The sequence below is a fragment of the Streptomyces rimosus genome, from assembly GCF_008704655.1.
GTDB lineage: Bacteria > Actinomycetota > Actinomycetes > Streptomycetales > Streptomycetaceae > Streptomyces > Streptomyces rimosus.
In genome coordinates this window covers 5,564,021-5,586,353 of sequence record NZ_CP023688.1, presented here as the reverse complement: position 1 = coordinate 5,586,353, position 22,333 = coordinate 5,564,021, and the positions used below count along the sequence as shown (strand labels likewise).

Here is a 22,333-nt window from a genome sequence, read left to right as displayed (position 1 = left end):
ACAGAGAAGTGAGTGCCCCCATGATCACCTTGGCCGCAGGGCTACGGCTGCCCACCAACGGGCTCGATTACGCGATTCTGGCCATCTACTTCGTCGTCGTCCTCGGCATCGGCTTCGCCGCCCGGCGCAGCGTGAAGACCAGCCTGGACTTCTTCCTGTCCGGGCGGTCGCTGCCCGCCTGGGTCACCGGCCTCGCCTTCGTCGCCGCCAACCTCGGCGCGACCGAGATCCTCGGCATGGCCGCCACCGGCGCGCAGTACGGCGTCGCCGTCGTGCACTGGTACTGGATCGGCGCCATCCCCGCCATGGTGTTCCTCGGCCTGGTGATGATGCCCTTCTACTACGGCTCGCGGGTGCGCTCCGTACCGGAGTTCCTGCTCCAGCGCTTCGACAAGTCGGCGCACCTGCTCAGCTCGGTGCTGTTCGCCTTCGCCGCCATCCTGATCGCGGGCGTCAACCTCTACGCGCTGTCGATCGTCGTCGAGGCGCTGCTGGGCTGGCCGCAGTGGGTGGCCATCGTCGTCGCCGGGCTGTTCGTCCTCGCGTACATCACCGTCGGCGGCCTGTCCTCGGCGATCTACAACGAGGTGCTGCAGTTCTTCGTGATCCTGGCCGCGCTCATCCCGATCTGCGTCATCGGCCTCAAGCGGGTCGGCGGCTGGGACGGGCTGAGCGCTTCGCTGGAGAAGAGCCACGGGCACAGCTTCCTGACCGCGTGGGACAACACCGGCATCGGTGAGCCCAACGCGCTCGGCGCCAACTGGCTGACGATCATCCTGGGCCTGGGCTTCGTGCTCTCCTTCGGCTACTGGACCACCAACTTCGCCGAGGTGCAGCGCGCGCTGTCCGCGAAGAACCTCTCCGCGGCCCAGCGCACCCCGCTGATCGCCGCCTACCCGAAGATGTTCATCGCCTTCCTGGTGATGATCCCCGGCCTGGTCGCCGCGGTCGTCGTGCCGCAGATCGGCCACGACGGCTCCGGCCTGACCTACAACGACGCCATTCCGCTGCTGATGCGCGACCTGCTGCCCAACGGCGTCCTCGGCATCGCGGTCACCGGCCTGCTGGCCGCCTTCATGGCGGGCATGGCGGCCAACGTCTCGTCGTTCAACACGGTCTTCACCTCCGACATCTGGGCGAAGTACGTCAGGCCCGGCCGCGAGGACCGCTACTACCTGCGGTTCGGCCGTATGGTCACCGCCGTCGGGGTGCTGTGCAGCATCGGCACGGCCTTCCTGGCCGCCACCTTCAACAACATCATGGGCTACCTCCAGACGCTGTTCTCGTTCTTCAACGTGCCGATGTTCGTGGTGTTCATCATCGGCATGTTCTGGAAGCGGGCGTCCATGAAGTCCGGCGTCTGGGGCCTGGTCGCGGGCACCACGGCGGCGATGGTCAACTACTTCTGGATCTACAAGCAGGGCATCATCGCCATCCCCACCGACCAGGGCGCCAACTTCGTCTCCGCGATCGTCGCCTTCGTCGTCGGCGCCGTGGTGATGGTCGCCGTCACCCTGTTCACCGAGCCCAAGCCGGAGGCGGAACTGGCCGGCCTGGTCTACGGCACCCGGTCCCCCGGCCTGGAGGAGCCGCCCGCCAAGGGCGACGACGCGTGGTACCGCAAGCCGGCCCTGCTCGGCTGGGGCGCGATCATCCTGGCCGCGCTCTGCTACGTCCCGTACTCCTTCTGACCGCACCCCTGCCGAAGGAACCAGCACCATGAGTGACTACCAGCACGAGGTCGAACTGGAGCGCAAGTCGGCCACGGCCGCCCGGCTCTTCGACATCCGGCTCATCATCGGCGGTCTGTTCACCCTCTACGGCGTCATCGTGATGATCGCCGGGTTCACCGCCTCCGACGCGGACCTGAAGAAGGCCCAGGACATCAACATCAACCTCTGGACGGGCGTGGGCATGCTGCTGCTCGGCCTGTTCTTCCTGGCCTGGATCAAGCTGCGCCCGGTCGTCCCGCCGACCGCCGAGGAGATCGCGGCCCTCCAGGAGGACACCGACTGAGCGGCGCCCGTCACGGCGGCGGAGCGGCCTCGGCCCCCGCCGCCGCGCGCGCGTCCGCGCCCCGCGTCGCCGCCCGGTCCAACAGCCCCGTACGCGCCGCCAGCGCCGCCGCCTCCAGCCGCGAGCCGACGCCGAGCTTCATCAGGACCCGCTGCACATGCGTACGGGCGGTACTCGGCGCGATGCCCATGCCCGCCGCGATCAGCCGGGTGTCCTCGCCCTCGGCGACCCGCACCAGCACCTCCACCTCGCGCGGAGTGAGCATCTGCAACAGCCGGGCACCCTCGTCGTCAGGCTGCGCTGCCGGATGCAGCAGTTCCTCGAAGGCTTGCTGGAGCAACTGCGGCGCGATCGCCGCCTCGCCGGCCCGCGCCTTCATCATGGCGCGTTCCACGCCCTCGATCCGCTCGTCGTGCCGTACGTATCCCGAAGCACCAGCGGCGAACGCGGCGGCGATACCGCGCGGATTGGGCACCGGCCCGAGCACCACCACCGCGACCTGCGGCCGCTCCTTCTTGATCCGTACGACCGGGTCGAAGGCGCCCGGCTCGGCCGGGGTGGCGGTGCCCAGCAGGCACACTTCGGGCGCGCGGCTCACCACCAGATCCGCCGCCCCGGCGCTCGGGGCGGCCGCCGCGAGCACGCGGTGCCCGCGCAGTTTCAAGGCCGAGGCGAGTGCCTCGGCGAGCAGTCGGTGATCGTCGACCACCATCAGCCGCACGCCCATTGCAGCAACCCCCCAATTCCCCGGCGAGCCCAGCCCCCCGGCCCTCGCCGGGCCCCTTGTCCCCGGAAGCTACACGCTTGTTCGACGTTGCGCTCCCCCTAAGGGGAAGAAGCCTGCCGCAACGCTGAAATCCCGGCCAATCAGGCCCACTTACCCACGCCTTCCTGTCCGTATGTGACAAGAAGAGCACCGAAGCGGGCCTTACCGGGCCGGCGGAACGGGCCGTACGCTACGCGTCCTCGGCCAGTTCCAGCCACCGCATCTCCAGTTCCTCCCGCTCCCCCGCCAGCTCCCGCAACTGCGCGTCCAGCCCCGCGACCTTCTCGAAGTCCGTGGCGTGCTCCGCGATCTGCGCGTGCAGCTTCGACTCCTTCTCGCCGATCCGGTCGAGCTGCCGCTCGATCTTCTGCAGCTCCTTCTGCGCGGCACGCGTCACAGCGGCCGGCTTCTGCTTGGGCGCGGCCTCGGCCGGAGCCGCGGGCGCGGCGGCCTCGATCACCTTCTGCCGCCGCTCCAGATACTCGTCCAGCCCGCGCGGCAGCATCCGCAGCGTCGCATCGCCCAGCAACGCGAACACCCGGTCCGTGGTCCGCTCGACGAAATACCGGTCGTGGCTGATAACCACCATCGTTCCGGCCCACCCGTCGAGCAGGTCCTCCAACTGCGTCAGCGTCTCGATGTCGAGATCATTCGTCGGCTCGTCCAGGAACAGCACATTCGGCTCGTCCATCAGCAGCCGCAGAATCTGCAGCCGCCGCCGCTCACCACCCGACAGATCACCGACCGGCGTCCACTGCTTCTCCTTGGTGAACCCGAACTTCTCGCACAGCTGCCCCGCGGTCATCTCCCGGCCCTTGCCGAGATCCACCCGCTCCCGCACCCGCTGCACGGCCTCCAGCACCCGCCAGGTGGGGTCGAGCTCCGCGACTTCCTGCGACAGATAAGCGAGCTTCACGGTCTTGCCGACAACAATCCGCCCCGCCGCGGGCTGCGCCTCGCCCCCCGTACGCGCGGCATCGGCCAGCGCCCGCAACAAGGACGTCTTGCCCGCACCGTTCACCCCCACCAACCCGATCCGGTCCCCCGGCCCGAGCTGCCACGTCAGATGCTTCAGCAGCATCTTCGGCCCGGCCTGTACGGTCACGTCCTCCAGGTCGAAAACCGTCTTGCCCAGCCGCGAGTTGGCGAACTTCATCAGCTCGGCGGTATCCCGGGGCGGCGGCACATCGGCGATCAGTTCATTGGCGGCTTCAATACGGAACCGCGGCTTACTCGTCCGCGCCGGAGCCCCCCGGCGCAGCCAGGCCAGCTCCTTCCGCATCAGATTCTGCCGCTTCGCCTCTTCACTGGCAGCGATCCGCTCCCGCTCGGCACGGGCGAAAACGTAATCGCTGTATCCACCCTCGTATTCATGGACATCACCGCGCTGGACGTCCCACATACGCGTGCACACCTGGTCCAGGAACCACCGGTCGTGCGTGACACAGACCAGCGCGGACCGCCGGGCCCGCAAATGCCCCGCGAGCCACGAAATGCCTTCGACATCCAGATGGTTCGTCGGCTCGTCCAGCACGATCAGGTCCTGCTCGGCGATCAGCAGCTTCGCCAGCGCGATCCGCCGCCGCTCACCACCCGACAGCGGCCCGATCACGGTGTCCAGCCCCTGCCCGAGCCCCGGCAGGTCCAGCCCGCCGAAGAGCCCCGTCAGCACATCCCGGATCTTGGCATTGCCCCGCCACTCATGATCGGCGAGATCACCGATCACCTCATGGCGCACCGTCGCGGCCGGATCCAGCGAGTCGTGCTGGGTCAGCACCCCCAGCCGCAGCCCGCTGTTGTGGGTGACCCGCCCGTCGTCGGGCCCCTCCAGCTTGGCGAGAATCCGGATCAAGGTGGTCTTGCCGTCGCCGTTACGCCCCACGACGCCGATCCGGTCCCCCTCATTGACACCCAGGGAGACACCGTCGAGCAGCGCACGCGTCCCGTACACCTTGCCCACGGCTTCCAGATTGACGAGGTTGACGGCCATAACGCTCCTGCACTTCGATTCGGTCGACTCCCCACCCTAGTCGGCAAGCCGCCGCACCCCCGTACAGATACCGTGCGCCCATGGACATACGGACCTACGGCCCGAGCGGCAAATCCCTGGACATCCACCGCCCCGACGGGCCGCCCACCGCCACCGTCCTCCTCTGGCACGGCACCGGCCCCGACGAACGCGACGTCCTGCGCCCCCTGGCCCGTACGGCCGCGGACCACGGCCTGACCGTCCTCGTACCGGACTGGCGCTCGGACGCCGCGGACAACGGCCGCACCCACCTCCTGGAGTCCCTGGCCTTCGCCCGCACCTTCGCCCAGGACGAAGCAAACGGCACCTTCCTCCTGGCAGGCTGGTCCGCCGGCGCAGGCGCCGCAGTAGGCACAGCCCTCCACCCCCACCTCACCGCAGGCCACCCCCCGACCGCCGTACTGGCCCTCTCCGGCCGCTACGACGTCCCGGCCCGCACCACCGGCACCCCACCCCTGACAGACCTGGAGAAGGGCATGACACCCACCGCCCCCATCCACCTCCTGCACGGCACAACCGACACGGTGATCCCCACGACCCACTCCCGCACCATGGCCGAGGCACTACGCAAGGCCGGCCACACCACCACGTACACGGAATGCCCCACAGACCACGCCGGCACGATCATGACCGAGTACGACCCAGCAACAAACCGCTGCCGCCCCACCGAGGACGAGGCGGCGGTAGCGGCCGGGGAAACGGCGGTGCAGATCCTCGCGAAGAGCGCCACAACCACAGGTCTGTAAGACCCCAGCCACGGCGGCGGGAAAGCCGCCCACGGCGCGGGCTCGGGGACACGTAGGGGTCTCCCCGCAGGCGACCGAAGCCCCGGTTGCGTCCAAACTATTCGGCCGCTCCAGGCAACGAGGAGAGACCCCTGCGGGGCCCCGAGCCCCCACCCACCGAACCGAAGGCGCCAAGGCGCACCCTAGACGACAGTCGCCCCAGGAACCGGCCCAGCAGCCACCCGAGCAACCCGACACGTCCCGGACGCCATCAACGCCGCAGCCACCCCCGCAGCCGCATCCGCATCCTTCGCGAGAAACGCCGTCGTAGGCCCAGACCCGGACACCAACGCGGCCAACGCCCCCGCACCGCCCCCCGCCTCCAACGTGTCGACCAACGACGGCCGCAACGACACCGCAGCAGCCTGAAGATCATTCGACACCGCACCGGCCAACGCCACCGCGTCCCCCGCCGCAAGCGCCTCCACCAACGCCCCCGACGCCACGGGCTCCGGAACGGACACGCCCTCGTTCAACCGGTCGAACTCCCGGTACACAGCCGGCGTCGACAACCCCCCGTCGGCCACCGCGAACACCCAGTGAAACGTCCCGCCAACCTCCAGCGGCGTCAGCAGCTCCCCGCGCCCACGCCCCAGCGCCACCCCACCCACCAGCGAGAACGGCACATCACTACCCAGCTCGGCACAGATCGCCAGCAACTCGTCCCGCGACGCACCGGTGCCCCACAGCGCATCACACGCCACCAGCGCCCCCGCCGCATCCGCACTGCCCCCCGCCATGCCCCCCGCGACAGGAATGTCCTTGGCGATATGCAGGTGCACATCAGGCGCGAGACCGTACCGCGCCGCCAGCAGCTCCGCAGCCCGCGCAGCCAGGTTCGTACGGTCGAGGGGAATCCGATCGACATCCGGCCCGGCAGCGGTGACGCGGAGCGACTCGGCAGGCGCCGCCGTCACCTCGTCATACAGCCCCACGGCCAGGAACACATTGGCCAGGTCGTGGAACCCATCCGCCCGCGCACCCCCCACAGCCAGCTGAACGTTGACCTTCGCAGGCACACGAACCGTAACGGCGGACCGACCGGTCACGCGGCACCCCCCTCACGACCCGGCTTGTGCTCGGCGATACGCGCGAACTCCTCCACCGTCAGCGCCTCCCCCCGCGCCTGCGGCGAAACCCCCGCGGCCACCAGCGCCGCCTCGGCCGCCGCGGCCGACCCGGCCCACCCGGCCAACGCGGCGCGCAGCGTCTTGCGGCGCTGCGCGAACGCCGCGTCCACGACGGCGAAGACGTCAGCGCGGCTCGCGGTGGTGGCGACCGGCTTCTCGCGGCGGACGAGCGAGACCAGCCCGGAGTCGACGTTGGGCGCGGGCCAGAACACGTTGCGTCCGATCGCCCCGGCCCGCTTCACCTCGGCGTACCAGTTGGCCTTGACCGACGGCACGCCGTAGACCTTGTTGCCGGGCCGGGCCGCGAGCCGGTCGGCGACCTCGGACTGAACCATGACCAGGGTGCGGTCGATGGTCGGGAACGTGGCGAGCATGTGCAGCAGCACCGGCACCGCGACGTTGTAGGGCAGGTTGGCGACCAGCGCGGTGGGCGCGGGCCCGGGCAGCTCCCGTACGAGCATCGCGTCGCTGTGCACGAGCGCGAAGCGGTCCGCGCGGCCGGGCAGCCGCGCCTCGACCGTGGAGGGCAGCGCCGCGGCCAGCACGTCGTCGATCTCGACGGCGGTGACCCGGTCGGCGGCCTCCAGCAGCGCCAGGGTCAGCGAGCCGAGCCCGGGGCCGACCTCGACGACGACGTCGTCCGGCCGTACCTCGGCGGTGCGCACGATGCGCCGGACGGTGTTGGCGTCGATGACGAAGTTCTGGCCGCGCTGCTTGGTGGGGCGTACGCCCAGCGCGGCGGCCAGTTCGCGGATGTCGGCGGCGCCCAGGAGGGGGCCGGGCTCATCGGTGGTGCTGTTGCTCACCCGTGCAGCTTACGGCGCCCGGCCCCCGGCCCGGCCACACCGGCCCGCCGGGCCCTCCCGCCCGCCCCCCGCTCACCCCTCACCCGTGCAGCCGCCGCCCGCACACCGGCCACGGACTGGCCCCGCGGCTGATGTAGAGCTTCTTCGCCCGGAAGGTCTGCTCCCCGGCGGGCGCGTCCTGCGGCCGCCCGCTGCCGCCCAGCCCCTGCCAGGTGCCGGTGTCGAACTGGTAGAGCCCGCCGTACGTACCGGACGAGTCGACCGCGTCCGGCCGTCCGCCCGCCTCGCACTCGGCGAGCGCGTCCCAGTTCAGATGGTCGGCGCCGGCCACCCGCTCCGGCACCGGCTTGGTGCCGACGTGCACGATGCGGTCGCGCGGCTCGCGGACGACCTCGGAGCCGACCTTCTTGGGCTTCTGCTGGACGCCGTTGACCGTGCGCACCTCGTACGTCAGGCGCCGCACACCGGGCCGGCCCTGCCGTACCACCGTCTCGGTGCCCTTGAAGAGCGTCGGGTCGGCCTTCTTGACCGTCTCGAACGCGATGGTCTCCTCGCGGACCTTCTCGGCCCCGGTGATGCGCAGGACGGAGACGGTCTGCCCGTCGCGCGGGAAGGAGTCGGGCGCGACGGAGGTGGTGTCCTCGCCGCGCAGCGCGATGCCCGCCTGGTCGAGGGCTTCTCGGACGGTGGCGGCGTTGGTGCGCACGGTGTGCTCGCGGCCGTCGGCGACGAAGGTGACGCTGCGCTCGGTGCGGACGTCCAGGTCGAGGCCGTTGCGGCCGATGCGCCGGGCGGGGTCGGCGGACAGGTGGGCGCCTTCGGCCCGGACGCCGAACTGGCGCAGCGCGCCGCCGACGGTCTCGGCGGTCGTCCAGACGTCGCGGCGCTGGCCGTCCAGGGTGAGCCGGACCGGCCGCCCGTAGCGGATGACGACCTCGTCGCCGCTGGTCAGCTCGGCGTCGGCGGCGGGCTGGACGGAGTCGTGTTCGCCGACCCGCACGTCCTCGTCGGCGAGCAGGTCGCCGACGTCGGAGGCGAAGGTGTGCAGGGTGCGCGGTTCGCCGTCCACGTCGATGCGGACGGCCTTGTCGTGGGCGATGAACGCGGAGGTGCCGCCGGCGAGGAAGGCCACGACCAGGGCCTGCGGGAGCAGCCGGCGGCGGGTTTCGGTGCTGTCGGTGCTGCGGCGGTCCACGGTGCCGAGGCCGGTCATGCCGCGGCGGTGGGCGGTGCCGCGGGCGGCCCGGCGGGCGGCGGCCCGGCCCTGGTGCGGCGGCAGGCCGGGGGTGGACACCCCGGCGAGGTCGTCGCGCAGCGGAACGAGCGGTCCCTGGTGCGGCACCCGCCCCGGCGGCACCGCGGGCATCTCGGAAGCCCCGGCCTCCGGGGCACCCGCGCCCCCGCCAGGTTCCGCGGGCCCACCCGGCGCTTCCTGGAGCTGCGCTTCGTAGCGCGGCGCCGGGTCGAGGGCCGGTACGGGGTCGCCGTGCTCATAGCGGTCGTACGTCCCCGCACCGTAGGTCTCGTACACGTCGTACGGCCCGTTCTGCCCGTACGCCGCGTACGTCCCGTACGAACCGTAGGCGCCGTACGCCTCGTACTCCCCGTACTCCCCGTACTCCCCGTACGGCGCGTACCTCCCGTACGGATCGGGTGCCTCGACCGCTCCGGTCCGCGGCTCGGCGCCCGGTCCGCGTCCGGCGTGCGCGGCGCGGTGGCTTCGACTGCCCTGCGAATGAGTCACGGCGCTCCACATGCCACGAGTCGGGGTTGTCGGGCCGGAATGTAGCGGAGCACCGGTGACTCAACAAAGCGGACCCGCTACGCAGTGTCGCCGCGCTATCCTGCCGCGCCGACCGCGTGGCACCGCTCAGTAACCGAAGGCGCGCGCCGTATTCGCGGCCACGGCGGTGGCCAGCGCTTCCTCCGTCATCCCCTTGACTTCGGCCATGGCCCGCAGCGTGACCGGAATGAGATACGGCGCGTTAGGCCGTCCGCGGTACGGCGCGGGCGTCAGGAAGGGGGCGTCGGTCTCGACCAGCACCAGCTCGGGCGGGGCGACGGCCAGCGCGTCGCGCAGCGGCTGGGCGTTCTTGAAGGTGACGTTGCCCGCGAAGGACATGTAGTAGCCGGCCTCGGCGCAGATCTTGGCCATCTCGGCGTCGCCGGAGTAGCAGTGGAAGACCACGCGCTCCGGGGCGCCCTCTTCGCGCAGGATGCGCAGCACGTCGTCGTGGGCCTCACGGTCGTGGATGACCAGGGCCTTGCCGTGCCGCTTGGCGATCTCGATGTGGGCGCGGAAGGAGCGCTGCTGTGCGGCCATGCCGTCAGGGCCGGTACGGAAGTGGTCGAGACCGGTCTCGCCGACGCCGCGGACGTGCGGCAGCGCCGCGAGGGCGTCGATCTCGGCGAGCGCCGCGTCGAGGGCGGCATCCCCGCCGGGCTCGCGGGCACCTTGCCGCGACCAGCCGTCCGGGTCCCCGAGGACAATCCGCGGGGCCTCATTGGGGTGCAGCGCGACCGTCGCATGCACCGCTTCGTACGCGGCGGCGGTCTCCGCGGCCCAGCGCGAGCCGTTCACGTCACAGCCCACCTGCACGACGGTGGTCACACCGACGGAGGCGGCCTTGGCGAGGGCGTCCTCGACCGTCCCGTCCTGCATGTCGAGGTGCGTGTGCGAGTCCGCCACCGCCACCCGAAGCGGTTCGGGCAGTGGCGGCGGCGTGTCCTTGGTCGTACTGCTCATGGCCGCGATCCTACGAGGGCCCGGTGACACCCACCGGCCCGGACCGCGGCCCCGGCTCACCTGCGGTGGTGCTGGAAGGGGTGCAGCAGGTCGGAGAGGTGCCAGTGGTGGCGCTCGCGGTGTCCGTCCTCCGCGGCCGGGTCGGCGTCGTCGGTGTGCTCGCCCTGCTGGGGTACGGATCCCGCGCCCGCCCCCGCCTGGCCTTCGGCGGCGCCCGCCGACGGCTGGCTGTGCAGGCCGGCCATCACCTTGGAGACCATCGAGACCTGTCCGGCCCGCATGATGCGCACGACGTGGCCGCCGCAGTTCAGGCAGGTGGGCCGGGTCAGCGGCGACGGTACGCGCTCGCCGTCCGCGTAGTACACACAGTGCGCGCGCCCGTCCGCGTCGACGTGGTGCGTTATCTCGTACGACTGCTCCCAGCCGTGGCCGCAGCTCATGCACGCGAAGGCGTATGCCTCGTGTGCCGGGGGGTCCGTCTGGGGGGTGGGGTGGGCGCCGGTGGTGGTACCCGGCGTACGCGCGATGTCACTCATAGCCGCTCCTCTTGCCCGCTGGACAAGGTCTCCGGGGACGAACGTCCCACCTCCCAGGGAACGCCTTTCCCGGCGGTGGCGCAGCAGGGCCTCCGACCTGTTGGCACAGATTTGGCGGGGTGTAGAGAATGCGCCCGGCTGCGCGGCCCACGTTTTACTTTCAAGGCTAGTCATTTACCTCCCGCTGGTCCCGTTCGCGCCGCATTCTTTGCCGCCACGACGGCATCGAACACCTCGCGTTTGGGCAGGCCGGTCTCGGCGGCGACGGCCGCGATGGCTTCCTTGCGGCGCTCTCCGGCCTCTTCCCTGACGTGTACGCGACGTACGAGTTCTTCGGGTCCGAGGTCCTGCGGGCCGGTCTCGGGGGCGCCCTCCACGACGATGGTGATCTCGCCGCGTACGCCGTCCGCCGCCCACGCGGCCAGCTCCTCGAGCGGGCCGCGGCGCACCTCCTCGTACGTCTTGGTCAGCTCGCGGCAGACCGCGGCGCGGCGGTCGGCGCCGAAGACCTCGGTCATCGCGGCGAGGGTGTCGTCGAGGCGGTGCGGGGCCTCGAAGTAGACGAGGGTGCGGCGCTCGTCGGCGACCTCGCGCAGCCGGGAGCGGCGCTCGCCGCCCTTGCGCGGCAGGAAGCCCTCGAAGCAGAACCGGTCCACGGGCAGCCCGGAGACGGCGAGCGCGGTGAGCACGGCGCTGGGTCCCGGCACCGCGGTGACCTTGACGCCGCGCTCGACGGCGGCGGCGACCAGCCGGTAGCCGGGGTCGGAGACGGAGGGCATGCCGGCGTCGGTGACGAGCAGGACGCGGGCACCGGCTTCGAGGGCGTCGGCCAGCTCCGGGGTGCGGGCGGCCTCGTTGCCCTCGAAGTACGACACGATCCGGCCGGTCGTGTGCACGCCGAGGGCCTGGGTCAGGCGGCGCAGCCGCCGGGTGTCCTCGGCGGCGATCACCTCGGCCGCGGCCAGTTCGGCGGCGAGCCGCGGCGGCGCGTCCGCGACGTCGCCGATGGGCGTCCCTGCAAGTACCAGCGTTCCAGTCACGCCCCCATCCTCCCAGCCGTACGGTCCCGGCATTCCCCGGCGGCGTCCGCGCGCCGTGCGGACCGGCCGTGCCGCCCCCACGTCCCGCACAGGGTGCTTCCCTACGATGGGCCGGTGACGAGTGACACCGCGACAGACGCCGACCGCGCCGAGGAGAGTGCCGGGCAGTCCGGCCGGTGGCAGCGCAGGCTGCGCCGGTTCGGTTACGCCGGGGCGTCCGAGGCCGACGCCCGTGAGCGCCTGGTGCCGGCGTTCCCCGAGCCGGGGACGCGGTGGTGGTCGGTGCTCGGGCTGGGCCCGGCCGCGGCGGGCCGGCTGGCGCGCTGGTCGGGCTGGGGCGGGCCGCTGCTGGTCGCGCTCTTCGCCGGTGTGCTGCGCTTCTGGAACCTGGGCAGCCCGGCGAAGGTGATATTCGACGAGACGTACTACCCGAAGGACGCCTGGTCGCTGCTCCGGTACGGCTACGAGGGCACCTGGGCGAAGGACGCCAACGACGCGCTGGTCGCCCACCCGCAGCAGATCCTGCTGTCGCCCGAGCACTCTTACGTCGTCCATCCGCCGCTGGGCAAGTGGATGATCGCACTGGGCGAGTGGGCGTTCGGCATGAACCCCTTCGGCTGGCGGTTCGTGGTGGCGCTGCTCGGCACGCTGTCGGTGCTGATGGTCTGCCGTATCGGCCGCCGGCTGCTGCGTTCGACGGCGCTGGGCTGCCTGGCGGGCGTGCTGCTGGCGGTGGACGGTCTGCACTTCGTGATGAGCCGTACGGCGCTGCTGGACCTCATCGTCATGTTCTGGGTGGTGGCGGCGTTCGGCTGTCTGCTGGTGGACCGGGACCATACCCGGGCGCGGCTGGCGGCGGCGCTGCCGGTGGGCCCGGACGGGCTGGCGCGGCCGGACGAGGAGGTCGGCGACCGGCTGCGGCTGGGGTGGCGGCCGTGGCGGCTGGCGGCCGGGCTGTGCCTGGGGCTGTCCGCGGCGAGCAAGTGGAACGGCCTGTACTACCTGGCGGCGTTCGCGGTGCTGATGGTGCTGTGGGACGTGGCCGGGCGGCGCACGGCGGGCGCGCGGCATCCCGTACGCGCCGTGCTGCGCCGCGACCTGCTGCCCGCGTTCGTCTCGACCGTCGTGGTGGGGATGGCCGCGTATCTGGCGACGTGGACCGGCTGGCTGGTCACCAAGGGCGGCTACTACCGGGACTGGGCCACCGCCACCCCGGAGGGGCGTGCGGGCAGCGGGTCGTGGCTGCCGGACTGGCTGCGCAGCCTGTGGCACTACGAGACCGAGGTCTACGACTTCCACAAGGGCCTGTCCACGCCGCACACCTACCAGTCGAATCCGTGGAGCTGGCTGGTGCAGGGCCGCCCCGTCTCGTACTTCTACGAGGACCCGAAGATGGGGCACGACGGGTGTACGGCGGCCGAGGGCTGTGCGCGTGAAGTGCTCGCGCTGGGTACTCCCCTGCTGTGGTGGGCCGGGTGTTTCGCGCTTCTGTATGTGCTCTACCGCTGGCTGTTCAAGCGGGACTGGCGGGCGGGCGCCATCGCCTGCGGGATCGCGGCGGGCTATCTGCCGTGGTTCCTGTACCAGGACCGGACGATCTTCCTGTTCTACGCGGTGGTGTTCGTGCCGTTCGTGTGCCTGGCGCTGGCCATGATGACCGGCGCGATCCTCGGCCCGCCGGGGTCGGGCGAACGGCGGCGCGCGGTGGGCGCGGTCGGCGCCGGGGTACTCGTCCTGCTGATCGTCTGGAACTTCATCTACTTCTATCCGCTCTACACCGGGCAGCCGATCCCCAAGAGCGCCTGGCACAACCGGATGTGGTTCGACACCTGGGTCTAGCGTCACGACACGAACGGGGCCCGTCCGCCGAAAGCGCCGTCCGCGCAGCGGCGGCGGTCATACTTGGGCGCCGTCGGAGGATGCCGGTCAATGCCGATCGCCGCCTTGGGGGCACGGACACCGGGGAGGGACCGTAATTGAGCACGCCACAGGTCGTGTACGTCATCGAGCACAACAAGCCGGAACAGGTCGAGGACCACGGTGCGCTGCGTACGGTCGCGCCCGCCTGCAAGGAGCTGGCCCTCGCGGCGTTCACCGACATCGAACAGGCCAGGGAAGAGGCCGAGGTCTGGGCCGAGCGGCAGCACTATCCGGGCCTGACCTGGCAGGAGAGCAACAACCCGCTGATCGGTGACGCGGTGGGGCTGACGGCCACCACGGAGGTCGACGGGCAGAAGACCGTGGTCTTCCGCGTCAGCGCGTTGGTGGTGGTCGAATCCCGGACCTGGTCCCCGCTGTCCCTGCAACGGGCGCAGCGGCGCTGAGGCGTCACCGGCACCGGCCGGGCGGCACGGCGTCGCCCGTATCACAGGGTCGAGACTCACCCCCGTACCCCGTGTCCCATAGAGTGCGCTGCACGTTCTTGTGTGCGTGCGGAAGAACGAGGATTCGGGAGGGGATCGGCGACATGCGCCGTGAGGTGAGGTACGGGCTGATCGGCGGGGCGGTGGCCCTGGTCGCGGGCGGTGTCGGCGGCTACACGCTGCTGGGCGGCTCCGGTGACGACGAGCGGCCCCAGCAGGTCCGCGCCGCCCAGGACGGCAAGCCCGCCGGCGCGCCCGCGGTGAAGTCCGGCCCGCTGTCCGCCGCCGAAGTGTCCGGCACCGCCGGGAAGTTCCTGGACGCCTGGAAGGCGGGGGCCGCCGACAAGGCCGCCGCGCTCACGGATGACGCGAAGACGGCGGCGGCCGCCCTGACCGCGTACCCCAAGCAGGCCCACTTCACGGACCTGAAGGTCACGCCCGGCAAGGCCACCGGCGACAAGGTCGCCTACACGGTCAGCACCCAGATCGCGTACAAGGACATGAAGGTGCCGTTCTCCTACGGCACTTCACTGACCGTCAAGCGGGACGCGGAGACCGGCGAGCCGCGCGTCGCCTGGGCGCCCAGCGTCCTGCACCCCAAGCTGGGCAAGGGCGACGTGCTGCGCACCGGCGAGTCCGAGGCGCCGCCCATCAAGGCGGTGGACCGCAACGGCGCCGAGCTGACCAAGGAGGCGCACCCGGCGCTGGCCGGGGTGCTGGACAGCCTGCGCGACAAGTTCGGCAAGAAGACGGACGGCAAGCCGGGCATCGAGGTGTTCGTCGACCGGCCCGACGGTGACAAGGCGCAGCGGCCCGACGAGACGCTGAAGGTGCTCTCCAAGGGCAAGCCCGGCACGCTCAAGACCACCCTGGACGCCAAGGTGCAGGCGGCGGCCGAGAAGGCGGTCAAGGGCAAGCCGAAGGCGTCCGCCGTCGCCCTCAAGCCCAGCACCGGCGAGATCCTCGCCCTCGCCAACTCCCCGGAGAAGGGCTTCAACACCGCCGCCCAGGGCTCGCTGGCGCCCGGCTCCACGATGAAGATCGTGACGGCCTCGATGCTGATCGACAAGGGGCTGACGGCGCCGGACAAGCCGCACCCGTGCGAGAAGTTCGTGACGGTCGGCGGCTGGAAGTTCCAGAACCTGAACGAGTCCGAGATCAAGAACGGCACCTTCGCGCAGAGCTTCGCCGCGTCCTGCAACAACGCGTTCATCTCCATGGCGCCCAAGCTCAAGGACGACGACCTGACGAAGCAGGCGCGCGACGTCTTCGGCATCGGCCTGAACTGGCAGACCGGCATCCCCACCTTCGACGGCGCGGTGCCGGTGCAGAGCGACGCGCAGATGGCCGCCTCGCTGATCGGGCAGGGCGGGGTGCGGATGAACCCGCTGACCGTCGCCTCGCTCGCGGCGACCGTCCAGAACGGCGGCTTCCACCAGCCGTACATCGTCGCGCCCTCCGTCGACGGCCGGTCGCTGGCCAAGGCCCCGCGCTCGATGAAGCCGGACACCGCGTCGGCGCTGAAGTCCCTGATGAAGCTGACCGCCACGTCCGGTACGGCGGCGGAGGCGATGTCCGGGCTCAGCGGCGACATCGGCGCGAAGACCGGGTCGGCCGAGGTGGACGGCCAGGAGAAGCCGAACGCCTGGTTCACCGCCTACCGCGGGGACATGGCCGCTGCGGCCGTCGTCCCGGCCAGCGGCCACGGCGGCTCGAACGCCGGGCCGGTCGTCCGCTCGATCCTGTCGGCGGGCTGAGGCGCTTCCGGGCCGGGACCGCGGTCCCGGCCCCGGGGTGATCTGTCACACCCCTCCCGCCGACCATCGCGTGGCCCGTACACCTGGAGCTAGCGTGCGGGCCATGCGCCATTTCCCGTACGGTCACCCGGCTCCCCGCCCGCCTGCCCCGCACGCCCGCGGCCGGACGGCCGGCATACGTGAGCGGACGGCCGGATGAGCCCCCTGGTCGTCGCGGCGGTGCTGACCGCCGCCGTCACGCACGCCGGCTGGAACGCGATCGCCCACCACATCAAGGACCAGCTGCTCGCCTTCACCCTGGTCGGTGGCGGCGGCGCGCTCTGCGGGGCCGTGCTGGCCTGCTTCGCGCCGCTGCCCGCGGCCGGCGCCTGGCCGCCGCTCCTCGCCTCCGTCGTCCTGCACATCGTCTACCAGGTGCTGCTGATGCAGTCGTTCCGGCTGGGCGAGTTCGGGCAGATGTATCCCATCGCACGCGGCACCGCGCCGCTCGTGGTCACGGTCCTGGCCGCCGTCTTCGTCGGCGAGGTGCCGGACGTGTGGGGCGTGGCCGGGGTCGCGCTCGCCTCGGCGGGCCTGGTCGGCGTCGCGCTCTGGGGCATCCGCGGCTCGGGGACGAAGCCGCACTGGCCCGCGCTGGCCGCCGCGCTCGCCACCGGTCTGGCCATAGCGTCGTACACCACCGTCGACGGTGTAGGCGTCCGCGCCTCCGGCACCGCGCCCGGCTACATCGCCTGGCTGATGATCCTGGAGGGCCTGGCCATCCCCGTCTACGCCCTGGCCACCCGCCGCCGCGCCCTGCTCACCGAGCTGCGCCCGGTGGCGCTGCGCGGGGCGGCCGGCGGTGTCCTGTCCGTCTTCGCCTACGGCCTGGTCCTGTGGGCCCAGACCCAGGCCCACCTGGCGCCCATCGCCGCCCTCCGCGAATCCTCGATCATCGTCGGCGCCGCCATCGGCACCCTGTTCTTCAAGGAGCGCTTCGGGGCCCCGCGCCTGGTGGCGGCGGGGCTGATGGTGGCCGGGATCGCGTTGATGATGCACGCCTAGGGCGTCGGTGCGGGGCCCCCGCGCAGCGCCTCGCGCATCGTCGCGTTACTGGTCAGGATGCCGCCGTCCACGGGGAGCGTGATGCCGGTGATCCAGGCGGCGTCGGTGGAGGCCAGGAAGGCGACGGCCGCGGCGATGTCGTCGGGGCGGCCGACGCGGCCCAGGGGGTAGGCGGACGCGGCGCGCTTCAGGGCGTCGGGGCGGTCGGCCCAGTTCGGGGTGTCGACGGTGCCCGGGGCGACCAGGTTGACCCGTACGCCCCGGGCCGCCGCCTCGCCCGCGAGGGTACGGGTGAGGGAGGCCAGGCCCGCCTTGGCGGCGCTGTAGGCGTGGTTGCCGAAGTCCTGCTCGCCGTTGACCGAGCCGACGCTGACGATCGCGCCGCGGCCGCCGGCCGCGGCCAGGTGCGGCAGCGCGGCGCGGGCGCAGCGGAAGGCGCCGCCGAGGGTGATGTCCAGGTCACCGGCCCAGTTGTCGTCCCCGTAGTCCTCGAAGCGCGGTGGGTCGGGACGGCACCGGCAGGCGTTGTTGACCAGCACGTCGAGGCCGCCGAAGCGGTGCGCGGCGTGCGCGACGGCCGCCTCGACGGCGGCCCGGTCCGCCACGTCGCAGGCGAGCGCCTCGGCGGTGCCGCCGCTGTCCCGTACGGGAGCGCTCTCGCGGATACGGGCGGCCGCCTGCTCGGCGCGGTCCCCGTCCAGGTCGGTGACCAGGACCCGAGCGCCCTCGGTGGCGAGCCGCTGTGCGGTGGCCTCGCCGATGCCCCGGCCGGCGCCGGTGATCAGTACGCTGTAGCCGTCGAATCGCCTCATGCGCACACCTTGGCGCATGAGCCTCAGGAGCAACAGACCGTGTCGCCCCTGCCCGCCCGGTCAGTACCGCTTCGGCGCGGGCTTCGGCTTCTCGCCGCGCACGGACGGCTGGTCCGCGTTGACCTCCTCGGCGCTGCGGTCCCGCTCGCTCCGGTGCGGCTGCGGCTTGTCCTGGGCCGGTCCGGCTTCCCGGGGGTCCTTCATCTTCCGCTCGTCGGCCATGTCGGCTCCTTCAGGTGGGGTGTCAGGCGTACGGGTGCCCCACCCGCCACCTACGACACGTCCGCCCCGGGCTCAGGCGTCGAGCGCCGCCCGCACCGCCCGTACGAGCGCCTGCGCGCGCGGGTCCGCCGTTACGTTCTGCTGCATGCCGTTGGTGACGTAGCCGAAGGCCGTACCGGACTCGGGGTCCGCGAAGGCCAGGCAGCCGCCGCGGCCGGGGTGGCCGAAGGAGCCGGGGGCCAGCAGCGGCGAGGCGGGGCCGTGCAGCATGTAGCCGAGGCCGAAGCGGGTGTTGACGACGAGGGTGCGGTCCGGGCCCGCCGACTCCTCCGTACGGGCCAGGGTGAGCGTGGCGGGCGCGAAGAGGCGGGGGTGGCCGTCGACGGGGCCGATGAGCGCCGCGTAGCAGCGGGCCAGGGCGCGGGCGGTGGCGATGCCGTTGGAGGCGGGGAGTTCGGCGGCGCGGTAGGCGTCGGCGTTCTCGTCGGGGGCCGGGGCGATGGCGCCGAAGGCGCGCCGGGTGAGGGAGGCGGGGTCGCGGTAGGCGTCGGCCACGTCGCGCTTGGGGCGGACGCGCAGCCCGGCCGCCGCGGGCGGGGCCGGGGCTTCGACGTCGGCCAGGCGGCCGGCGCGGGCGAGCGCGTCGGCGGGGGCGCCGACCCACAGTTCGAGGCCGAGCGGCCCGGATATCTCGTCGGCTATCCAGGTGCCGATGGTGCGGCCGGTGACCCGCCGTACCAGCTCGGCCAGCAGCCAGCTGTAGGTCTGGGCGTGGTAGCCGTGCTCGGCGCCGGGCGTCCAGGCGGGGGCCTGGGCGGCGAGCGCGTCGGGGCCGCTGACGCCGTCGAGGGCCTGCTCGGGGGTGAGCGGGGTGTCCAGTACGGGCAGGCCCGCGCGGTGTGAGAGGAGGTGGCGGACCAGGACGCGGTCCTTGCCGGCGGCCTTGAACTCGGGCCAGTACGTGCCGACGGGCGCGTCCAGGTCGAGCAGGCCGCGCTGGTGCAGCAGGAGGGGCACGATGGCCGCGACGCCCTTGGTGGCGGAGCGGATGACCTGGGCGGTGTCCGCCTCCCAAGGGGCTCCGCCGTCCTCGGGGCCGTCCGCGTCCCGGCTCCCGCCCCACAGGTCGACGATCTTGCGCCCGTGCCGGTAGACGGCGACAGCCGCGCCGCGCTCCCCGCGCCGCGCGAAGTTGGCCGCGAAGGCGTCGCGGACCGGCTCGAAGCCGTCCTCGACCGTGCCCTGGACGTCCACCACTGTTTCCCGCTTCCCACTCATCCGTCGCGTTTGTGACCTATCAATGGTGCAACGCGCGGATCAGTGCTGGTGACCAGGGGCGTCGGCGAACGCGGTGTCCAGGGGTGCGCTCAGGACGTGGGGATCGTCACAGAGCGCGGGTCGAATCCGAAGGGGAGTTCGAGTCGGTGCGCGGCCATCAGGTCCGCGTCGCTCAGCAGTTCCTGCGTCGGCCCGTCGGCGGCGATGACGCCCCCGGACAGGACGACGGCGCGCGGGCACAGTTCGAGCGCGTACGGCAGGTCGTGCGTGACCATCAGCACCGTCACGTCCAACACCCGCAGGATGTCGGCCAGTTCGCGGCGCGAGGCGGGGTCGAGGTTGGACGACGGCTCGTCCAGGACGAGGATCTCCGGGCGCATCGCGAGCACGGTCGCGACCGCGACCCGGCGGCGCTGCCCGAAGGAGAGATGGTGCGGCGGGCGGTCGGCGAAGTCCGCCATGCCGACCCGGCCGAGCGCCTCCGCCACCCGCGCGTCGAGCTCGGCGCCGCGCAGCCCGGCCGCGGCGGGCCCGAAGGCCACGTCCTCGCGGACGGTGGGCATGAACAGCTGGTCGTCGGGGTCCTGGAAGACGATGCCGACGCGGCGGCGGATCTCGGCGAGGTGGCGCCGTTCGACGGGCAGCCCGGCGACCGTGACCGTGCCGGCGCCGGGCACGAGGATGCCGTTCAGATGCAGGACGAGCGTGGTCTTCCCGGCGCCGTTCGGGCCGAGCAGCGCGACCCGCTCGCCGCGGGCCACGGTCAGATCGACGCCGAAGAGGGCCTGGTGGCCGTCGGGGTAGGCGTAGGCGAGCCCGGCGATCTCCAGGGAGAGCGTGGAGGCCGCCGGGGCCGCAGCGGGAGACGCCGGTACGGGTGCGGTGGTGCGGGCGGTCGCGGGGCTGTTCAAAGGTTCCATCCCAGTCAGAGGGTCCATCCCGGTCGAAGGGGCCGTCCCGGTCGAAGGGGCCGTCCCGGTCGAAGGGGCCGTCCCGGTCAGAGGGTCCACCCCAGCAGGCATACGGCGAGGGCGGCGGCGGGCAGGGCGGCGGCGCGCGTCCACTCGGCGGCGGTCGCGGCGGCGGCGTCCGGTGCGGGCAGGGTGCCCGTGTAGCCGCGGCTGACCATGGCGAGGTGGACGCGTTCGCCGCGCTCGTAGGAGCGGATGAACAGGGCGCCGGCGGATTTCGCGAGGACGCCCCAGTGGCGTACGCCGCGCGCCTCGAAGCCGCGGGAGAGGCGGGCGATGCGCATCCGCCGCAGCTCGTCGGCGATGACGTCGCCGTACCGGATCATGAAGGAGGCGATCTGGACGAGCAGTGGCGGCATCCGCAGCCGCTGCAGGCCGAGCAGCAGGCCGCGCAGTTCGGTGGTGGCGGCGAGCAGGACGGAGGCGGCGACGCCGAGCGTGCCCTTGGCGAGGATGTTCCAGGCGCCCCAGAGCCCGGACTCGCTCAGCGACAGCCCGAGGACGTGCACCCGCGGCCCGGTGGCGACGAACGGCATCAGGACGGCGAACGCCACGAACGGCACCTCGATGAGCAGCCGCTTGAGCAGGAATGCGGCGGGCACCCGGGCCGCCGCGGCGACCGCGGCGAGCAGCAGCGCGTACAGGGCGAAGGCCCACAGGGCGGTGCGCGGGGTGGCGACGACGGCCAGGACGAAGCACAGCACCGCCGCGATCTTGCAGTGCGGCGGCAGCGCGTGCACCGGCGACCGCGCGGGCCGGTAGAGCTTGTGGGCGTGCCCGGCACCCATGTCAGGCCGATTCCGGGGAGTGGCGCGGGGACGCGGCGTCCCCGGCGGCTTCTGGGACGGCGGTGTCCCGCGCAGAGGCCCGCCGCCTCCGTACGACGACGAAGACCCCGGTGCCGACGGCCAGCGTCGCCCCCACCCCGATCACCCCGGCGAGCCCGCCCGCGATCCGCGGGTTGGCGATGTCCTTGACGCTGTAGTCGGCCAGCGGCGAGTCCTTCGCGGCGTGCTCCTCGGCCTTGGCGTCGATGCCCTGGTCCCGGGCGACCTTCTCCAGGCCGTCCGGGCTGGTCGAGGCGTAGTAGCTGAGGCCGCCCGCGCAGACGAGCGCGGCGGCGACGCCGGCCAGCCAGACGCGCCGGGTGGAGCGCCGGGCGGCGACAGGACGCGCCGGCTCCGCCGGTTCCGGCTCCCGCTCCCCCGCTGCCGCCGCGGGCCCGGCCAAGGGGGAAGTCCGCAGTTCGAGCGGCTTGGCCAGCCCGCGCGCCCCGTACACGAGGTCGGGGCGCACGGCGAGGACCGCACCGACGGTGAGTGCGGTGATGGCGGCCTCGCCGAGGCCGATGAGGACGTGCACGCCGGTCATGGCCGCGAAGACGGTGGCGATCGGTACGTCGGTGGTGCCGCCCAGCGCGTACAGGCCGGTGAAGGCGACGGCGGCGGCCGGTACGGAGACGGCCGCCGCCACGAAGGCAGCGGCCGTGACCGCGCGGCGTCCGCGCGGCAGTACCTTGACCAGGCCACGGAAGATCCCGTACGCGACGAGGACGGTCACCACCGCCATGTCGGTGATGTTCACGCCCAGCGCGGTCAGCCCGCCGTCCGCGAAGAGCACGCTCTGCATGAGCAGGACGACGGAGACGCAGAGCACGCCGGTGTACGGGCCGACGAGGATCGCGGCCAGCGCGCCGCCGAGCAGGTGTCCGCTGGTCCCGGCGGCGACGGGGAAGTTGAGCATCTGCACGGCGAAGATGAAGGCGGCGACCAGCCCGGCGAGCGGCGCGGTGCGCTCGGCGCCGAGCCCGGTGTGCGGGCCGGTGCCGCCCAGTTCGCGGCGGGCGCCGCGCAGGCTGACCGCGACGGCGGCAGCGGCGAGGACACCGGCGGCGGCCGAAACGGGGGCGTCGATGAATCCGTCGGGTACGTGCATCAGGGTCTCCGCTCAGCCGCGCATTCCCCTCATCGTGGCCGTACTGCAAACGGGTCGCAAGAGCCCACAGGCCGCGAAAGGGCGCCGGTACGTCACC

At 72.4% G+C, this 22,333-nt stretch carries 21 protein-coding genes; 7 read left to right on the top strand and 14 right to left on the bottom strand.

From position 1 onward, the window contains the following. Positions 1–20 precede the first annotated feature (20 nt). A complete protein-coding gene (locus CP984_RS24240) occupies positions 21–1,691 on the top strand; it encodes a sodium:solute symporter family protein (protein ID WP_003984371.1) in 1,671 nt (556 codons plus the stop codon). 28 nt (positions 1,692–1,719) lie between these two features. Next, complete coding sequence (locus tag CP984_RS24235) at positions 1,720–2,016, top strand: hypothetical protein (protein ID WP_030181291.1); 297 nt, start codon at positions 1,720–1,722, stop codon at positions 2,014–2,016. A gap of 10 nt (positions 2,017–2,026) precedes the next feature. Here the strand turns inward: CP984_RS24235 and CP984_RS24230 are convergent, their stop codons facing one another. Beyond that, positions 2,027–2,743: a helix-turn-helix transcriptional regulator gene (locus CP984_RS24230; protein WP_030181294.1), complete on the bottom strand. Its 717-nt coding sequence runs from the start codon at positions 2,741–2,743 to the stop codon at positions 2,027–2,029. Between the two features lie 229 nt (positions 2,744–2,972). Continuing rightward, positions 2,973–4,772, bottom strand: a complete 1,800-nt coding sequence (locus CP984_RS24225; RefSeq protein ID WP_003979667.1) for an ABC-F family ATP-binding cassette domain-containing protein — start codon at positions 4,770–4,772, stop codon at positions 2,973–2,975. Positions 4,773–4,852: 80 nt separating this feature from the next. Between CP984_RS24225 and CP984_RS24220 the strand changes: the two genes are divergently transcribed. Then, positions 4,853–5,557: an alpha/beta hydrolase gene (locus CP984_RS24220; protein ID WP_003979666.1), complete on the top strand. Its 705-nt coding sequence runs from the start codon at positions 4,853–4,855 to the stop codon at positions 5,555–5,557. A 182-nt stretch (positions 5,558–5,739) separates the two neighbouring features. On the opposite strand, the gene CP984_RS24215 is transcribed toward CP984_RS24220, so the two are convergent. The 6 genes from CP984_RS24215 to rsmI form a co-directional block, all read right to left on the bottom strand. Further along, positions 5,740–6,645: a 4-(cytidine 5'-diphospho)-2-C-methyl-D-erythritol kinase gene (locus tag CP984_RS24215; protein ID WP_003979665.1), complete on the bottom strand. Its 906-nt coding sequence runs from the start codon at positions 6,643–6,645 to the stop codon at positions 5,740–5,742. Beyond that, the gene (gene rsmA / locus CP984_RS24210; protein ID WP_003979664.1) at positions 6,642–7,532 is read right to left on the bottom strand and encodes a 16S rRNA (adenine(1518)-N(6)/adenine(1519)-N(6))-dimethyltransferase RsmA; all 891 of its coding nucleotides are present in this window, start codon (positions 7,530–7,532) and stop codon (positions 6,642–6,644) included. The genes CP984_RS24215 and rsmA overlap by 4 nt, the downstream gene beginning before the upstream one ends. 79 nt (positions 7,533–7,611) lie before the next feature. Then, positions 7,612–9,276 (bottom strand): resuscitation-promoting factor, encoded by a 1,665-nt coding sequence (locus tag CP984_RS24205; protein ID WP_003979663.1) that lies wholly within the window; start codon positions 9,274–9,276, stop codon positions 7,612–7,614. Positions 9,277–9,402: 126 nt separating this feature from the next. Continuing rightward, entirely contained in the window at positions 9,403–10,278 is an 876-nt protein-coding gene (locus CP984_RS24200; RefSeq protein WP_003979662.1) for a TatD family hydrolase, read from the bottom strand. A 56-nt stretch (positions 10,279–10,334) separates the two neighbouring features. Then, the gene (locus CP984_RS24195; protein ID WP_003979661.1) at positions 10,335–10,814 is read right to left on the bottom strand and encodes a hypothetical protein; all 480 of its coding nucleotides are present in this window, start codon (positions 10,812–10,814) and stop codon (positions 10,335–10,337) included. Between the two features lie 170 nt (positions 10,815–10,984). Continuing rightward, entirely contained in the window at positions 10,985–11,854 is an 870-nt protein-coding gene (rsmI, locus tag CP984_RS24190; protein WP_003979660.1) for a 16S rRNA (cytidine(1402)-2'-O)-methyltransferase, read from the bottom strand. Positions 11,855–11,968: 114 nt separating this feature from the next. On the opposite strand from rsmI, the gene CP984_RS24185 reads away from it, so the two are divergent. The 4 genes from CP984_RS24185 (at position 11,969) to CP984_RS24170 (ending at position 17,018) form a co-directional block, all read left to right on the top strand. Beyond that, complete coding sequence (locus CP984_RS24185) at positions 11,969–13,693, top strand: dolichyl-phosphate-mannose--protein mannosyltransferase (RefSeq protein ID WP_003979659.1); 1,725 nt, start codon at positions 11,969–11,971, stop codon at positions 13,691–13,693. 137 nt (positions 13,694–13,830) lie between these two features. Next, positions 13,831–14,178, top strand: a complete 348-nt coding sequence (locus CP984_RS24180; protein ID WP_003979658.1) for a hypothetical protein — start codon at positions 13,831–13,833, stop codon at positions 14,176–14,178. Between the two features lie 143 nt (positions 14,179–14,321). Further along, positions 14,322–15,974, top strand: coding sequence for a penicillin-binding transpeptidase domain-containing protein (locus CP984_RS24175; RefSeq protein WP_003979657.1), 1,653 nt, complete (start codon positions 14,322–14,324; stop codon positions 15,972–15,974). A 195-nt stretch (positions 15,975–16,169) separates the two neighbouring features. Continuing rightward, entirely contained in the window at positions 16,170–17,018 is an 849-nt protein-coding gene (locus CP984_RS24170; protein WP_003979656.1) for an EamA family transporter, read from the top strand. On the opposite strand, the gene CP984_RS24165 is transcribed toward CP984_RS24170, so the two are convergent. The 6 genes from CP984_RS24165 to CP984_RS24145 all read right to left on the bottom strand — a co-directional run bounded on the left by CP984_RS24165 (position 17,015) and on the right by CP984_RS24145 (position 22,236). Further along, positions 17,015–17,830 carry an SDR family NAD(P)-dependent oxidoreductase gene (locus CP984_RS24165; protein WP_003979655.1) on the bottom strand — a complete coding sequence of 272 codons (816 nt, stop codon included), beginning with the start codon at positions 17,828–17,830 and terminating at the stop codon, positions 17,015–17,017. The two genes, CP984_RS24170 and CP984_RS24165, sit on opposite strands and share 4 nt — an antisense overlap. Positions 17,831–17,890: 60 nt before the next feature. Beyond that, complete coding sequence (locus tag CP984_RS41425; RefSeq protein ID WP_156100299.1) at positions 17,891–18,052, bottom strand: hypothetical protein; 162 nt, start codon at positions 18,050–18,052, stop codon at positions 17,891–17,893. A 72-nt stretch (positions 18,053–18,124) separates the two neighbouring features. After that, on the bottom strand, positions 18,125–19,330 hold the full coding sequence (locus CP984_RS24160; RefSeq protein ID WP_078586925.1) for a serine hydrolase domain-containing protein: 1,206 nt from the start codon (positions 19,328–19,330) through the stop codon (positions 18,125–18,127). Positions 19,331–19,419: 89 nt separating this feature from the next. Further along, a complete protein-coding gene (locus tag CP984_RS24155; RefSeq protein ID WP_078586928.1) occupies positions 19,420–20,250 on the bottom strand; it encodes an energy-coupling factor ABC transporter ATP-binding protein in 831 nt (276 codons plus the stop codon). 77 nt (positions 20,251–20,327) lie between these two features. Continuing rightward, positions 20,328–21,089, bottom strand: a complete 762-nt coding sequence (gene cbiQ, locus CP984_RS24150) for a cobalt ECF transporter T component CbiQ (protein WP_003979652.1) — start codon at positions 21,087–21,089, stop codon at positions 20,328–20,330. A gap of 1 nt (position 21,090) precedes the next feature. Beyond that, a complete protein-coding gene (locus CP984_RS24145) occupies positions 21,091–22,236 on the bottom strand; it encodes an energy-coupling factor ABC transporter permease (protein ID WP_003979651.1) in 1,146 nt (381 codons plus the stop codon). Positions 22,237–22,333: the final 97 nt, after the last annotated feature.

Bases quoted from the DNA above. Each gene is read 5' to 3' on its own strand.
- CP984_RS24170 (WP_003979656.1), top strand. From the start codon at position 16,170: ATGAGCCCCCTGGTCGTCGCGGCGGTGCTGACCGCCGCCGTCACGCAC.
- CP984_RS24165 (WP_003979655.1), bottom strand. From the start codon at position 17,830: ATGAGGCGATTCGACGGCTACAGCGTACTGATCACCGGCGCCGGCCGG.
- cbiQ (WP_003979652.1), bottom strand. From the start codon at position 21,089: ATGGGTGCCGGGCACGCCCACAAGCTCTACCGGCCCGCGCGGTCGCCG.
- CP984_RS24145 (WP_003979651.1), bottom strand. From the start codon at position 22,236: ATGCACGTACCCGACGGATTCATCGACGCCCCCGTTTCGGCCGCCGCC.
- CP984_RS24235 (WP_030181291.1), top strand. From the start codon at position 1,720: ATGAGTGACTACCAGCACGAGGTCGAACTGGAGCGCAAGTCGGCCACG.
- CP984_RS24240 (WP_003984371.1), top strand. From the start codon at position 21: ATGATCACCTTGGCCGCAGGGCTACGGCTGCCCACCAACGGGCTCGAT.
- CP984_RS24225 (WP_003979667.1), bottom strand. From the start codon at position 4,772: ATGGCCGTCAACCTCGTCAATCTGGAAGCCGTGGGCAAGGTGTACGGG.
- CP984_RS24230 (WP_030181294.1), bottom strand. From the start codon at position 2,743: ATGGGCGTGCGGCTGATGGTGGTCGACGATCACCGACTGCTCGCCGAG.
- CP984_RS24220 (WP_003979666.1), top strand. From the start codon at position 4,853: ATGGACATACGGACCTACGGCCCGAGCGGCAAATCCCTGGACATCCAC.
- CP984_RS24195 (WP_003979661.1), bottom strand. From the start codon at position 10,814: ATGAGTGACATCGCGCGTACGCCGGGTACCACCACCGGCGCCCACCCC.
- CP984_RS24175 (WP_003979657.1), top strand. From the start codon at position 14,322: ATGCGCCGTGAGGTGAGGTACGGGCTGATCGGCGGGGCGGTGGCCCTG.
- CP984_RS24200 (WP_003979662.1), bottom strand. From the start codon at position 10,278: ATGAGCAGTACGACCAAGGACACGCCGCCGCCACTGCCCGAACCGCTT.
- CP984_RS24160 (WP_078586925.1), bottom strand. From the start codon at position 19,330: ATGAGTGGGAAGCGGGAAACAGTGGTGGACGTCCAGGGCACGGTCGAG.
- CP984_RS41425 (WP_156100299.1), bottom strand. From the start codon at position 18,052: ATGGCCGACGAGCGGAAGATGAAGGACCCCCGGGAAGCCGGACCGGCC.
- CP984_RS24155 (WP_078586928.1), bottom strand. From the start codon at position 20,250: ATGGAACCTTTGAACAGCCCCGCGACCGCCCGCACCACCGCACCCGTA.